The sequence below is a fragment of the Sphingobacterium sp. UBA2480 genome, from assembly GCF_002341965.1.
GTDB lineage: Bacteria > Bacteroidota > Bacteroidia > Sphingobacteriales > Sphingobacteriaceae > Sphingobacterium > Sphingobacterium multivorum.
In genome coordinates this window covers 405,096-420,005 of record NZ_DDPA01000008.1, presented here as the reverse complement: position 1 = coordinate 420,005, position 14,910 = coordinate 405,096, and the positions used below count along the sequence as shown (strand labels likewise).

Genomic DNA, 14,910 nt, shown 5'->3' with positions numbered 1-14,910 from the left:
TCACTACTAACCCTTTTCGTTAATCTCTTTCTATTATAACTTAATTTCTTCATCCTTCGCATTGAAGAAATGGAATTCAGTTAGATAATATGACGTCATTGGATTTACTTTAATCCATTTTCCGTACTTCATGAACCATTTCATTCTTTTAGAAATCAAACCAGACTTAATGTAGGCGTCTATATAAGGGTGAACACATAAGGTCACCTTCTTTTCGTTCTGTTCTTGAAGAATAAAGCTCAAATTATTTTCTATATCATCCATAAGGACAATACTTGATCGGATTTCACCTGTACCATCACAAGCCGGACATTTTTCGTTTGTGACAATATTCATTTCAGGTCTAACGCGCTGACGTGTAATTTGAACCAATCCAAATTTACTTGGAGGCAAAATCGTATGTCTCGCTCTATCCGCTACCATACATTCTTTTAAGAACGTATACAACTCTTTTCGATGATTGGGTTTATGCATATCGATAAAATCGATGACTACAATTCCGCCCATATCACGCAAACGCAGCTGTCGCGCAATTTCTTTTGCTGCTTCCATATTGACCAGCAATGCATTGTCTTCCTGATTCTCCTTATTCGCAGAACGGTTACCACTGTTGACATCAATGACATGCAGGGCTTCGGTATGCTCAATAACGAGATACGCACCACCAGGCAATGTTACCGTTTTGCCAAAAGCTGCCTTGATTTGCTTTTCAACTCCGAAATGATCAAAAATTGGCTCTTTATGTTTATAAAGTTTGACAATTTTCTCCAAATCTGGAGATATATCGTGTATATATGATTTTGTTTCTTCGAAGATCGAAGGATCATTAACATAAATATGTGAAAACTCGTCTGTCAAAATATCCCGTAGAATAGTGGATGCACGATCCATTTCGCCAAGAACCTTTTGAGGCGGTTCAGCATTACGAAGACGTTTGGTAAATAGTTCCCATTTTGAGATCAGGTCCAATAAGTCACGTTGTAGTTCTTCAACACCCTTACCTTCGGAAACTGTACGAATGATAACACCAAAATTAGCTGGCTTAATCCCTTCGACAATCTTTTTTAGGCGGTTGCGTTCATTACTACCTTTGATACGCTTGGAAATGGAAACAGTACTTGAGAAAGGTACCAAAACGACAAAACGACCTGCTATTGAAAGGTCTGAACTCAGACGCGGTCCTTTTGTTGAAATGGGTTCTTTGGCGATTTGTACTGGCACGAGCATATTTTTGCTCAAGACATCAGAGATCTTACCAGCTTTATCGATATCCTTTTCAAGTTTTAAACTATTGAGCAGTTTCTCTTGATAACTGCCATTCTTCACTATACGCGTAAGCTTTAGCAAAGATTGAACTTGAGGACCCAAATCTAAATAGTGTAGAAAAGCATCCTTTTCGTAGCCTACATCTACGAAAGCTGCATTAAGCCCAGGCATAATTCGCTTGATACGTCCGAGATAGATATCTCCAACAGCGAAGTTATTATTTGCGGGCTCGCGGTTAAGTTCAACAAGCTGCTTATCTTGTAGTAAAGCAATAGTTACCCCTTTATCAGGAGTTGAATCGATAATTAATTCCTTTACCAAAAGCTACTCATTTTTGATACCTATGCAATATCCTATCGCAATCTTGGGTATCCGATTAAACATTTAAAGAACGTTGTTACGAAAAAAACAATCTACATCCCCTTCACAGACATGTAGATCGTTTCGTAAAGCTATCTCAGCAAAATGGGCCAAGATGTTTAAAAGCTTATCACAAGACTATTTTTTCTTGTGTCTATTTTTTCTTAAACGTTTTTTACGTTTGTGAGTAGCCATCTTGTGTCTTTTTCTTTTTTTTCCGCTTGGCATAGCTAAATTTTTTAATGATTATAAATAATAAATTAATTACTTGCTCAATTCGGCAATCTTTCGATCGATGAATTGTGATAGGGAAGGATCGGCTGCCAGTTCCTTACTTTTTTGAAAAGCTGTAACGGCTTCCTTTTTCATCCCAATATTTTCATAGCCTGTGGCTAAGTAAAAGTATGACTCAGCATCGGGTTTTTGATCGATAACGGTCTTAAAACGCTCGATGGCTTTGTCAAACTGACGGGATTGTAATGAAAACAATCCCAAAGTTTTGTTTGCTTCTAAGTTTTTAGGATCGGCAGCAACGACTTCTCGCAACAAGGCAATACCTGCCATAGGGTTGTTCGTTCCCGATACCATTGCGGCACCCAATCCTGTTTTTGCATCTAAACTACTTGTATTCGCTTTTAACGCAGCCTCATATGCATGAATAGCATTTTGATTCAACGCTTGAGCTAAAGTAGAATCCTGCAAATTTGTATAAGCGGCACGATAAGCATTACCTGCTTTCAACCAATACTCAAACTTCGGTGAAACCTTCGCCATTTCCTCATAGATGAAAGCCTGAGGGGCTGGTTTTGCGACATCATCCCACTTATTTGCCAACTGTTGCAACAGCTTTATCTTATCCTCTCCAGAAGCTTTTGCAACTTGGCCCTCAATATCGGAAATTTCTTTGACTAAACTAGCATCTAAACCTTGTTTTGTCATCGAAGATATATTTTCCAAATTTACTTCATTGGACGGCTTCGACTCAGATGCTGCAGCAGTTTGTTTTTCTTTGTTCACCAAACCTTTAATAGGCTGCGCTAAAAGCACAGCAACCAAGGCTACTACTGATCCTATGACTATTATCTGTTTGGTTTTTGCCATTTTAATCTATTTTAAAGATTATTTATTGCCATTCTTTACTTTCTCTACGAAAATTTTTGCTGGCTTGAAACTAGGAACAAAGTGTTCTGGGATAATGATTGCTGTATTTTTTGAAATGTTTCTTGCAGTCTTCTCAGCTCTTTTTTTGACTACGAAGCTACCAAAACCTCTTACATATACATTTTCTCCTCCGATCATTGCGTTTTTGACAACTTTAAAGAACGCCTCTACGGTTTCTTGAACATCTACCTTCTCTAAGCCAGTTTTGGTAGAGATTTCTGCAATAATTTCTGCTTTAGTCATATCTATTTTACTGTAATTATTTATTTTTCAACCCTTAAGCCAACTAATGTTTGGGGATGCAAAAGTATTGTTTTAAAATGAGTAATGGAAATTATTTAAATACTTTTTTGATAAATAAGCTTCCAAAAGCCAAACATTTACAATCAATTAACGAGACATTACGTTCGACCAACCCTTAAATAAACCTCAAAAATAAAAACAATTATCTAATTTACAAGATGTTGACTTATTAGTTGTCATATAAAAATCAATATATGCCAATTGCATGACTTAGCTGATCCAAATCCGCCTTGGTATGGTGTGCATTTACCACAATCCGATTTAATAGGGGATCTGTAGCAAGGGGATAAGGAAAACTTGACACCAGTACTCCCGCATTCATCAGCCTCGCATAAAGGCCCGTATCCGTTGATGAAAACACCGGAAAATTAGCAACAGCGTTTAATTCAGACCCCATATGTGCTTTGAAGGAATTAATATTATACTGCAACTTTTCGAATTGCCGTAAATAGATCTGCTCTCCATGGATAAATGCATATAAGCTCGCTGGCGAACTTGGAGAAGCCCCTGTATAAAAGTTTGATCGCTTGAAATACTTAATTCGTTCCTCATCGGCCAAAATCAATCCAGCATCTGTTGCCAGGCCTTTCGCCAAGGATGCGACGACAATCAGCTCAATATTAACCTGTTGAAAACTACTCTTATCTAATGAAATGCCATTCTTGCGCAAAACTCCTATTCCGTGAGAATCATCCAAGAGCAGTATAATTTTTTTGCCCGGATCAATACGATTGAAAACAGTGAAATCGTATAATTCCGGGCGCATATTGTCCAAGCTGTTACTAACGATGATAAATGATTTTTGGGCTGAATGATTGATATACTCGATCGTTGCATTGGCCCAGTCAACAAAATGTCCAGTTGCTGCAGGCTTTTTATCTAACCATAAAGAAGGGTGACATGCGGGTGCGTACAATACTTCGCCTTCAGCCGCCAAGGTTCTTACAAGAAATTGCGTCGCCAGATATCCACTTGAGAGCAACAGACTTGCTTCAAAACCAAAACGCATTGCAGCATATTCTTCCGCTTGATCAAATATGGCCTGTTGCACATTATTATTTCGTGAAGTGCCATTGTTAATACCATATCGCTGTATACCTTCTATGAAAATAGCAGCATATGCTTGATCTGTTGCCAGCCCTAGATAGGAAGTTCCACCGAAAAAAAGATATTCCTTACCGCCGACCACAATAACTCGACCTGTTGGTTGTTCTAAATGTGTAAAATTATTCATCTATATATAGCCGATTCATTTAATTAGTGGGTCAATACTTCGGGGTTAGCGATATGCTGTGGATTTCCCTCGGAAAAGGCTACAATATTCTCAAAAGCAAGTCTAAATAATCGTTCATAACCATTCTTCTCCACATAGCCAATATGTGGCGTACAGAGCACATTTGGTAGCTGCAATAAAGGATAGTTAGGATCAAAGATTGGCTCGGACTCATAGACATCTACCGCAGCCATTCCCGGAACACCTGTTTCGAGTGCGGTCAATAGTGCACCCTCTTCAACCAACTCTGCACGGGAAGTATTGACAAAAAGTGCAGTCGGCTTCATAGACCGGAGATCTTCGAGCTTTACGATACCTCGCGTCGCAGGCACTAACCGAAGGTGTAAAGTAACAACATCTGAAAAATGAAAAAAATCGGATTTACTTGTTGCAGCTAAAAAACCGTCTTTTACAGCTTCTTCTCGGGAATTTTCGCTTCCCCAAACAATTACTTGGGCACCAAAAGCCTTTGCATATTGCGCTATTCGCTTCCCTATTTTTCCATAACTCCATATCCCTATTGTTTTTCCGGAGACACATTCTCCTATGTTCGTTTGCCATAGGCCTTTGTCCATATCTGAAAGAGCCTTAGGTAAACCTCGGAGTGCATTCATGATCAAAAGCCAGGTCAATTCAGCTGGAGCAACAGGAGAACCCATGCTTTCTGCAACAGCCACATGAAAGCGGCTACAAACAGCCAAATCCAAATGATTTGAAATTTTGCCCGTTTGGCTGATCAACTTTAGCTTGGGAAGCTGGGACAACAGTTCTTCTGTAATCTGGGTCCGTTCTCTAATGAGCACTAGCGCTTCCGTATCGCTTAATTTTTCCGCCAGTAAAGCCGGATCTGCACAGGACTGTTTCAATATTTGGACATCGTGACCATCAAGAATTTTGAAACAGTCCAACTGTCGGACAGCATCTTGATAGTCATCTAAAATGGTTATTCGCATTTTTTTGACTTAATTTTAAACTCTCATTTTCAATATCCAACGAAAGTAAAAGGCTTTTATATCCCTATAACTTCATCGCATATAAAAGCAATATAGTACGTTCCCATCTTTCCATTGCGGAACTTATTTAGGAAGGAAATTTTGCTTTTCGATATCAATTTACAGCATAAAGTTGGAATCCTGCAATTCGTCATGATATTTTGACATTCCATCCACTCTTTTTCGCAGAAGCACTTACAGCCGCTGATATTTGAATAAAAATAAAGAAAAATGAAGCTGTTATTAACCTTACTATTTTTAAGTATTACCATCGTATCGGCACAGTCTATCTTAAAAGGGAAAGTACTGGGCAAAAACGGCAAACCGATATATTTAGCCAATGTTTTTATTGAAGGCACCTATGATGGCGGCACGACTGATTCGCTTGGAAACTTTATGTTTGAAACTAGTGAACAAGGTACTAAAATGCTGAAAGCGTCTGTTGTGGGCCTCCCAACATATAGTAAGTCTATCCAGCTTCCTCAGAAAGAATTGCTTATTATTCAAATGCAAGAAAGTGAGAATCGCCTACAGGAAGTCACGATTCAGGCAGGGGTGCTACAAGCCAATAGCTCCGGAAAAAACACGGTAATGAGTCCATTGGATATTGTCACTACGGCAGGCAGCATGGGAAACATCATCAGCGCATTAGCAACATTGCCCGGTGCACAGGTTGGGGGAGAAAATGGACGTCTTATGGTTCACGGTGGAGATGCCTCCGAAACACAGACCTACATCAATGGAATCAGAGTAGCCCAACCTTACACCGCAACACCAAATGAAGTTCCTGTAAGGGGTCGATTTTCACCCATGCTCTTTAAAGGCGTAAATTTCTCTACAGGTGGTTATTCGGCAGAATTTGGTAATGCGCTATCCAGCATTCTAGCCCTAAACACCGAAAATACCATAGAACAACGCAAAACAGAGTTTTCACTATCTTCCGTTGGACTAGGTTTGGGACATACCTTACAATGGGGCAAAAACTCCCTCACCTTCAACAGCAGTTATACCAACTTAAAACCTTATTCCAAAATTATTACGCCAGATATCAAATGGACAAAACCCTATGAAAACGCCTCCGGAGAAATGATCTATCGCCATCAGTTTAAAGAAGGCTTTCTAAATATCTATGGGGCATACAATTTCGAAAATATGGGACTTTACCAAGCAGACATCAATTATGAGCAACCTGTCCCATTGAAAAAGAAATCCAACAATGCCTACGCCAACATTAGTTACAGTCAGAATCTGGGAAACCGATGGACTTTCCAGTCCGGCATTGGCCTAGGCTACCTGACCGATAAGCTGCACTACGATGACGTTTACCTACCTAATGAAGAAAAAAGTCTTCACTTAAAAGGAATGCTAAGTAAGGTCTGGAACAATAAGATTAAAAGTATTGGCGGAATAGAATATTTCGACACCAATTATCAAGAAGAATATCACCGACAAACCATTGGTTATCACTACGGGTATCATAGCAAGATGACTGCCGTATTTACGGAAACGACCTTCGGCATCCTCCCGAACTTAATCGGGAAAATCGGCTTACGAGAAACCTCCTCCAATTTGCAGTCGAAGAACACTTTAGAACCAAGAGCTTCGCTGGGCTACGCATTAAATAAATATACGCAGCTCTCACTTGCCTATGGGAACTTCCATCAGCAGGCACCAACACCTCTATTAAAATATGCCCCTCAGCTTGGCTGGATGGAAGCCAATCACTATATCGCAAATTATTTCTATGCCCGTGGAGGGCACTTACTTCGCTTAGAAGCTTATCATAAAGAATACAACAATTTGGTAAAATACAACAGTGCGACGCCAAATTACGACACCCAATATGACAATAACGGAAGCGGTAAGGTCAAAGGCTTTGACCTATTTTACAAAAACAACAGCAGCATCAAAAACCTCCAATACTGGATTTCATATTCTTATACGGACAGTAAGCGAAATGACGCGAATTATCCGACAACAGTTACTCCCCCTTATGTCTACAAACACAGTTTCTATATCGTTGGAAAATACTGGCTACCCAGTCTACGTTCACAGCTCAGTGTGACAAATTCGTTTGTATCCGGCAGAAATTACAATGATCCCAATCAAACAGTATTTATGAATAGCCATACAAAAGGTTACAACAATCTTTCTATGAGTTGGTCGTTCCTTTATAGCCAGCAAAAAATTATCCATTTCTCCGTCAGTAATGTTCTTGGCGCTAGCCCAATCTATGGCTATCAATATGCAGACCGACCAAATTCACAAGGAATCTATGACCGTAGACCGATTGTCCCTACCGCCAAGCGCTTTGTGTTTCTAGGCTATTTCTGGACAATCAGTAAAAATGAAAAAGACAATCAATTGGACAATCTATAATAAGCATCAACTCATCATCGAAATACGTCGGTCCATCCAAAATTATTTCTGTTTGCAGCGAAGGATTGCCAACTTCAATAACAATCAATAACATATACATCAAACACAACAGCAATAACTTAGAAAAATATTTAAACTAAAAACGAAAGATCATGAAATCATTTATTATCGTCCTCATCTGCCTTATAAGCGGCAGCGCGTTTGCACAAGGCAATTTTGAAAAAAGTATGGGACAAGCCATGAGTCTATGGCAATCGGGAGAGACACAAAAAGCGGCCGCTCTTTTAGAACGTATTGCACAGGCAGAAAAGGACAATTGGATTCCTGCCTATTATCAGGCCATGGTACTGACAACAGCATCCTTTAGGGAGAAAAATAAAGAGACACAGGCAAAATATATACAGTCTGCAGAAGAAATACTAAACAATAGCGCCCAGGACAACAATTCAGAATGGCTTGTACTGAAAGCGATGAACCAAACAGCATTGATGATCACAGATCCCATGACAAAAGCCAAAGAGCTTTCGCCTAAGATTATAGCTCTATATAAAAAAGCCATCTCCCTTGCGCCAAACAACCCCCGGGCTGTATTGGGACTAGCGGAATTCCAAATAAACGCAAAAAAATATTTTAACCAGGATACCAACAAAGAATGTGAGGATGTAAAGAAAGCACTATCTTTATTCGGTGAAGAGAAGATTACTACGCCATTTGCACCTTCATGGGGCAAAGATCGGGCAGAACAACTCGTAAAGGAATGCAAATAACACGTTGTGAAAAAAGCACCATTTAAAGCGATTATACAAGCACTACTCGCAAGCCTGGTCGTGACCATCTATTTTGTGGTTGTGGCCAAGCTTGACCATAATGATGTCCCTTGGGTATCCATCATCTTTCACCCTAATATGGTCCGAGGTTTACTATATGGATTTTTTCTCTTTCTGGGTCACAGCTATCTATCGAAATGGGTCGGAAAAAAGTACCCGAACAGTAAAGATTTTGGGAAGAAGATGATTGTTTTTTACAGTATCAGTTTTTTCTTGACCGTACTGGTCGTTTTTATTGTCAATGCTTTTTTCTCCGGACTTTTTAACCCGGGTGTTCCCAAAAATTTCGCTCAGCGTTTCCACCAATTTATTCATCAACAACGTGTTGCATATTATTTTCAAACCGCGATGATATCTTGGTGCATTTCAATGATTTTTTTTGGTTTCTATTTCTATAAAAGATTCAAAGATTACCAAATCAAAGAATCTCATCAGGAAAAACAACAAATAGCAGCACAATTTGAGTCGCTCAAGAATCAACTCGACCCACATTTTTTGTTCAACAGCCTGAATGTATTGAATGGATTAATTGAGGAAAGCCCTAAAAAAGCCAGCATGTTTACGACAGACCTTTCTAAGATATATCGCTATGTATTGGAACAAAGGGACAAAAGCCTCGTTTCTTTACAGGAAGAGCTTACTTTTTCAAAGGCTTATTTAAACCTCTTGAGTCTGCGCTTCGAAACCGGTATACAGATCGATCTACAGATCAATGCGGAACAGCATACTGGTTTTATATTACCGCTTTCCCTTCAATTACTGATCGAAAATGCAATCAAACACAATATTATTTCGATCAGGAAGCCGCTTTTATTGAAGATTTATAGAAAAAATAATTACCTCTATGTTGAAAACAATCTTCAAAAAAAGAAAGTGCTCCATGATCATTCGGGAATCGGTTTGAAAAATATTCAGGAACGTTATGCTATACTGTCCAATCTACCTGTGTATATTCAAGAAAGTGATCTATTATTTTCTGTCGGACTGCCTATTATCCATGAAATAGTCTTTTAAAAGTAACCTGCTCTTAATAAACATGCGGGAGCTAAGCACAGCAAAAACAATAGCATGGGCACAACGATTCAACAAATTAAGCAATACAACGGTCTGATGATCGATAACCACGTAAAAAAGTAATGAAAATAGTAATTATAGAAGACGAACTTCCATCGGCGAGATTACTTCGAAGAAAACTTGAGGAACTCGGTTACACCGTATCTGCTGTACTGCAAACTGTGGAAGAATCCATTGAGTGGTTTATGTCAAACAGTGACCCAGACCTCCTTTTTTTGGATATTCAGCTCGCGGATGGGATTTCATTTGACATCCTGGAGCAGGTGAAACCCAGTTCGGCCATTATTTTTACCACCGCATACGATGAATATATGTTGCGTGCTTTTAAACAAAATAGCATCGATTACCTGCTGAAGCCAATTGAAGATGAAGAATTGGAAAATGCAATTGAAAAATTCCGCCAATTTAGACGCCCCAATCCCCAGTTTGATCTGGCATCGCTTCAAGCGTTGTTTAGAAACCCTGCCCCAATATTTAAGGAACGCTTTACAATCAAAATCGGCCAAAGTCTAAAAGTTGTGACAAGCCAGCAAGTTGAATGCATTTACAGCGAAAACAAAGGCACTTACCTTTATACCAACGAAAATGGAAACTATCTTTTGGATCAGACATTGGACGCACTAACACCGCAACTGTCACCCAAAGCATTTTTTAGGATCAATCGAAGCACGATTATTCAATTTGATGCCATCAAAAATATTGCTGTACATTCCAATGCCCGGCTAAAAATATACCTCAAGCATTATGAATCCGAAGAGCTCATTGTCTCCCGGGAGAAAGTCTCAGCCTTCAAAGACTGGCTGGACAACTAGTTCAGGAAAAACCAAAAGACTTCTTCCGAGCAGGAGTTAACGCGGGCATACTGATACCGTAGCGACGACATAATCATGCGGTAAGCAAATATCCCAGAGAAAATATACAAGCTGATTGAAGAATCTGAGCTACATATTGATCCGATAATTTAGCGGAATACTAAATCGAAGAGACACCGCAAAACCCTTTATCGGATTATAATCTTTTTTTTCATTGATGGATAATCCATAACCAAAATCAAGATCCACCAATGTAGCCAAGCTCACTCCAACTTTGGGGGTAATGGTATATGGAGTAAGTTCTGTACGAACAAAAGGAGTCAAGACATATGTTTGGGGATAATACGTTATTCCGGCCTCAGGGATTACGGCAAACTTTTTTTGTGTCCATGTAAAGTTAGCTGTAGCATCTGCTCGCAGTATATGATCTCCACTAAAAGGAAATGCGAAATAAGCGCCGGTTTTTAATATACTGCCTTTTTGGAACTGATAACTCAGTGAAGGACCGATTAAATAATCTTGCGCTTTTAGGTTGCTAACCAGCGCTAACAACACAACAAGTGACCCCAGGAGTTTATAAATCGTCTTACTGCGCATTTTTCAATTAATAAATATGAAAATTGAGCGGAATATTTACCCCTACTGAAACGGTAATTCCGTCAATCGGCTTAAAATTTTTCTTCGTATTGTAATCAAATCCATAACCTATTCCCAGATCCACAATGGAGAATAGACTGGCCCCCACTTTTGGCGTTATAGTGTAAGGTGTTAACTCTGCTTTCACAAAAGGGAAAAGAACAAAATCATTTAGATAGTAAGTAAATCCCAGCTCTGGAATAACCGTCGTTTTACCTTCCATCCAGCTGAAATTAGCTCCGGCATCAATTTTCATATATTGAAAATCATTCGGGGCAAATAATCCCCAGCCCGAAACTTTCAGAAAATTACCACTTTGATACTGATACCCTACTGAAGGACCCCAGATCCATTTATTATGTTGTTTCCAGGGCTTATCTTGTGCTTTAGACAACGTAGTAAAGAGAAAAAGGATAGTAAATAACGATAATATTCTTAGTTTCATCCAGCTAAATTACAAACTATAATCTATTTTATGGAATACAACAGGTGCATGCCAGAATAGTTTTACTTAAAACAGAAAAATAGTAAATATATACGCCTACAGCAAATGAATAAAAGTACAGTTTATGCCGGTCTTTAATTATATAGATCTTTAATAAGGTAATATCCTTATTCGGATAAACTGTGATCGTTCGTTCAACGATCCTTCATCGCCCCAATAGCCATCAATATGGTTGGCAGCAGTATATATGCATCCATCTTTGCCCCAAAACATCAATTCCTCTTTCCAAGTTGGCATCCACTCTTTAAAACGAACAAAAAGCATCGGCGTCACCTTTCCTTGTTTCACGTGGAAGAGCTGCAAGTCACCCGTCGATTCATAGGGATCAGCGTGTAAAGTCATCAGATAATTTTTATCGGCAGAAAAGAAGGGATAATCTCCACATTCCACAATAAGATGACCGTCTTGTTTATCAAAAAGCCGCACATCAGCACTTTCCCAGTAATTCCCATCAACAGCAAAAGCATTTAGAAAATCATAATGTCCTTTATACGAATAACTGGCTTCCAATTCATTATCGATATCCTTATCTGTAAAAATTAACTTTTTTCCATTGGTCAAAGGCAATTCTAGGGTTTTTCCGTTTTTAGGATAAGACAGGGTATCCTTGATCAAGTAATTTTTAGCCGTATTCTGAGCGGCTAGGAACGTTTGCTTATCAATCAACTCTAACTGGAGATACTTATCTAAAGAATGCCCCTTTTCATAATACGTTTCTTTACCATTTATCGTAAGTGAAACGATTGAATTTAAATCCCTGGGGGAAATTGTAATCTGATCCTGTTTCCCCAGCTTGGACTTCGCTACATACACCTTTTCCCATCGTGTAATATCACCTGTTTCGCCATTTCTCCCTTTGTAATCGCGCTGTATACGGTCCATGACAGCAACCCATTCTCCTTCTTCACCGATCACATCGAGCTTGGTGCCATAGGGATATTTTCCTAATAGCGGAGCCGCTCCATCTGCACCTTGTCTAAGTTCGACTCCAGCACGATCAACAACATAGGTGTTTTTTAAAACCTTTGTCCTGTCATAGTCAATCGGCAAAGGAGGAAATTTAGCAGCATCCATCGTATCCTTCACGGCAATGGTTTTAAGTTCAGAAGAATCCTTTAAATCTGTATTATTAACCCTCGTATTGTGACCACAGCTCAAGATTCCCATGAATAATGTCGCTCCAAGGAATAAAGATAGGGGTGAAAATAGTTGTCTATTCATAAAGGTCAAGGTAGCGATTCCCATGCCAAAAAAAAATACTGGTTTTCAGGGGTTCTCCGAGAGCAAATACGATTATCCAAAGGTTCACAGTTTTAGCGAAGTAAAATCTAAAGCTCATTCCAAATTTGGACTAGATCCTTTGAATAGGATATCTATAGCCACAAAGGCTCGTTAAAACCCCGCGGAATTTTTAATCTTTTAGCCATAAATTTTTCCCTTTAATTTGTAAACCGGCCTCTGACTTCCGTACATGAACAATTGTACTAATGATAGCGATAAAGATGGTCAAGAAGCGGAAAAAATTGCTCCATCCATTTCCTGCAGCATTGTCTGCAACATCAAAGATCATCCATGCCAAATTCATCAAAACATGAAGTGCTATCGGTATCCAAAGATTAAAACTCCATTCGGCATACAACCACGAAAATAGGATAGAGCCGAAGAAAGTCGTACAAAAAATCAGGGCCAATTCTCCCAAATCCTGACTCTGATAAAGATGCAGTATAGCAAAAAGGAATGAGGTGGCTAAAATGGATGGAATAAAACCTAGTCGGGTATAGCGATAAACTAAACCAAAAAAATAGGCCCGAAAAATCACTTCTTCAAAAAAACCCGATGACACACTATTTATTAATAGCGTGTTCGGATCTATTTTGCGGTTGAAGGTAAAAACAAGGGCATAGCCCAAGAACATGGGTAAGGTGGCTATAATTCCAAAAGATAGCCCCTGTAAAAAAGAGCCCTTTAAACCAAATTTTTCCAAGAACTCATTCGGCACTTTAGGTTTAAGCAGCGTTGCCCCCAAAAGCAGTGGTCCAAGGCTAATTGAATACGTCAGCACATGCCCCAAAAATCTACTGTGGACATAGTTGCTCATCGTGGGTTGAAGCCTAGCAAAAAACAAATTATCAAGGATAAAGTATATTCCGAAGAACAGGAATAATACCAGCAGGTTTAAACTTTTTGTGTTCATCTTTTTTTTGAGCAAAATTATGCCCCTCATGATGAGTAAACAAAGTTATGTGGCGTATGGCAAGACTTAGGGCTGACTGACAACAGCGAGGCGATCTTCTGCCCTATAAATACGGTCTAACTGATTCCATAGCAGACCTTGAAATAACAGCACAATCTTCAGTATCTGCAAAACGTAACAAGAAACCTTGGGCATTCCCTTCCTTTGCAATTACTTTTTCAAAGTTAACAAGAAACGACCGATGACATCGGTGAATAGACATTGTATTCAAGAGTTCAGACAATCGGCTCAACGTAATTCGTACCATCTGCTTCTTTACCGTACCATCCTTCCTAAAATAGATCATGCAATAATTATCCATTGATTTTGCAAAAATAAAATCGCTCGGCAGTAACTTTAACGATTGATTACCATTGGGGATATCGACCAGCCCTAAATGACAGTCATTCATTTGGCTCAATATGATCGCTGGCTTTATCGATAAACGTTCAATCGACGAATTATTCTTTTCATAATACGAATGACGCTTATCAACTCGAAGCAAAAAATAAATCGTAGCAATTGGGCTGTAAAGTGAAAGTGTGTAAAATCCAATATAGGGGAGGTTATTCCACTGTAATGGGGCCTGATTGATGAACCAGCCATGATAGACGAAATTTAAAAAAACTGATAATAGGAGCACAAGAAAAATACGAAATAGTTCTATCGCAATTGTTCCTCTTTTTTTACGTAAGAGGACAGAAATTAAGGCATATGCAACGGATAATATAACCCCATATCCGGATAACAAGCTAAATTTATAGGCATGCTCAAAATTATACGTTCCAAATGGCTGAAAAACCAGTAGGAATACATAAGCGGATAAGCCGAGTAAAGAGCCATAGGAGAGCAGCTCTCTTATGGATACAATTTTGGGAATTACGCTATTTAAATAATTTAGAACAGGCTTTTTATATATCATGATTGGATAAATTTAGCGTTTTTGGCCGGCAGAGTGAAAATTTATAGCGAAAAAATTGAAATATATTGAATTTATGATTTAACTTAGAAGATATTTTTTCAAGCCAACATTAGTCGCTCGAATTAAAATTGATTTGTCATATTATATATTAACGTAATTCTCCAAAT

General features: G+C 38.9%; 14 protein-coding genes. 4 read left to right on the top strand and 10 right to left on the bottom strand.

Annotation, left to right across the window (positions count from 1 at the left end; genetic code table 11):
* Window positions 1-33 precede the first annotated feature (33 nt).
* From B3600_RS20600 to B3600_RS20580, 5 genes are all read right to left on the bottom strand, one after another.
* Window positions 34-1,587, bottom strand: coding sequence for an Rne/Rng family ribonuclease (locus B3600_RS20600; protein ID WP_046673301.1), 1,554 nt, complete (start codon window positions 1,585-1,587; stop codon window positions 34-36).
* A gap of 303 nt (window positions 1,588-1,890) precedes the next feature.
* Window positions 1,891-2,727 (bottom strand): tetratricopeptide repeat protein, encoded by an 837-nt coding sequence (locus tag B3600_RS20595; RefSeq protein WP_070562796.1) that lies wholly within the window; start codon window positions 2,725-2,727, stop codon window positions 1,891-1,893.
* An 18-nt stretch (window positions 2,728-2,745) separates the two neighbouring features.
* Window positions 2,746-3,030, bottom strand: coding sequence for an HU family DNA-binding protein (locus tag B3600_RS20590; RefSeq protein WP_046673299.1), 285 nt, complete (start codon window positions 3,028-3,030; stop codon window positions 2,746-2,748).
* Window positions 3,031-3,277: 247 nt separating this feature from the next.
* The gene (locus B3600_RS20585; protein ID WP_112375136.1) at window positions 3,278-4,324 is read right to left on the bottom strand and encodes an 8-amino-7-oxononanoate synthase; all 1,047 of its coding nucleotides are present in this window, start codon (window positions 4,322-4,324) and stop codon (window positions 3,278-3,280) included.
* A gap of 23 nt (window positions 4,325-4,347) precedes the next feature.
* The gene (locus B3600_RS20580) at window positions 4,348-5,316 is read right to left on the bottom strand and encodes a D-2-hydroxyacid dehydrogenase family protein (protein WP_286754246.1); all 969 of its coding nucleotides are present in this window, start codon (window positions 5,314-5,316) and stop codon (window positions 4,348-4,350) included.
* 270 nt (window positions 5,317-5,586) lie between these two features.
* On the opposite strand from B3600_RS20580, the gene B3600_RS20575 reads away from it, so the two are divergent.
* The 4 genes from B3600_RS20575 to B3600_RS20560 all read left to right on the top strand — a co-directional run bounded on the left by B3600_RS20575 (window position 5,587) and on the right by B3600_RS20560 (window position 10,447).
* Window positions 5,587-7,734: a TonB-dependent receptor gene (locus B3600_RS20575; protein WP_112375138.1), complete on the top strand. Its 2,148-nt coding sequence runs from the start codon at window positions 5,587-5,589 to the stop codon at window positions 7,732-7,734.
* 152 nt (window positions 7,735-7,886) lie between these two features.
* Window positions 7,887-8,501, top strand: coding sequence for a tetratricopeptide repeat protein (locus tag B3600_RS20570; protein WP_286754245.1), 615 nt, complete (start codon window positions 7,887-7,889; stop codon window positions 8,499-8,501).
* A gap of 6 nt (window positions 8,502-8,507) precedes the next feature.
* A complete protein-coding gene (locus tag B3600_RS20565) occupies window positions 8,508-9,575 on the top strand; it encodes a sensor histidine kinase (RefSeq protein ID WP_070562780.1) in 1,068 nt (355 codons plus the stop codon).
* Between the two features lie 122 nt (window positions 9,576-9,697).
* Complete coding sequence (locus B3600_RS20560; protein ID WP_286754244.1) at window positions 9,698-10,447, top strand: LytR/AlgR family response regulator transcription factor; 750 nt, start codon at window positions 9,698-9,700, stop codon at window positions 10,445-10,447.
* Between the two features lie 129 nt (window positions 10,448-10,576).
* On the opposite strand, the gene B3600_RS20555 is transcribed toward B3600_RS20560, so the two are convergent.
* The 5 genes from B3600_RS20555 to B3600_RS20535 form a co-directional block, all read right to left on the bottom strand.
* Window positions 10,577-11,044, bottom strand: coding sequence for a hypothetical protein (locus tag B3600_RS20555; protein ID WP_070562774.1), 468 nt, complete (start codon window positions 11,042-11,044; stop codon window positions 10,577-10,579).
* 7 nt (window positions 11,045-11,051) lie between these two features.
* Complete coding sequence (locus B3600_RS20550; protein WP_112375143.1) at window positions 11,052-11,528, bottom strand: hypothetical protein; 477 nt, start codon at window positions 11,526-11,528, stop codon at window positions 11,052-11,054.
* A gap of 150 nt (window positions 11,529-11,678) precedes the next feature.
* Window positions 11,679-12,809 (bottom strand): SH3 domain-containing protein, encoded by a 1,131-nt coding sequence (locus B3600_RS20545; protein ID WP_286754243.1) that lies wholly within the window; start codon window positions 12,807-12,809, stop codon window positions 11,679-11,681.
* A gap of 190 nt (window positions 12,810-12,999) precedes the next feature.
* Entirely contained in the window at window positions 13,000-13,782 is a 783-nt protein-coding gene (locus tag B3600_RS20540; RefSeq protein WP_286754242.1) for a CPBP family intramembrane glutamic endopeptidase, read from the bottom strand.
* Window positions 13,783-13,885: 103 nt separating this feature from the next.
* Window positions 13,886-14,743: a LytTR family DNA-binding domain-containing protein gene (locus B3600_RS20535; protein ID WP_286754241.1), complete on the bottom strand. Its 858-nt coding sequence runs from the start codon at window positions 14,741-14,743 to the stop codon at window positions 13,886-13,888.
* Window positions 14,744-14,910: the final 167 nt, after the last annotated feature.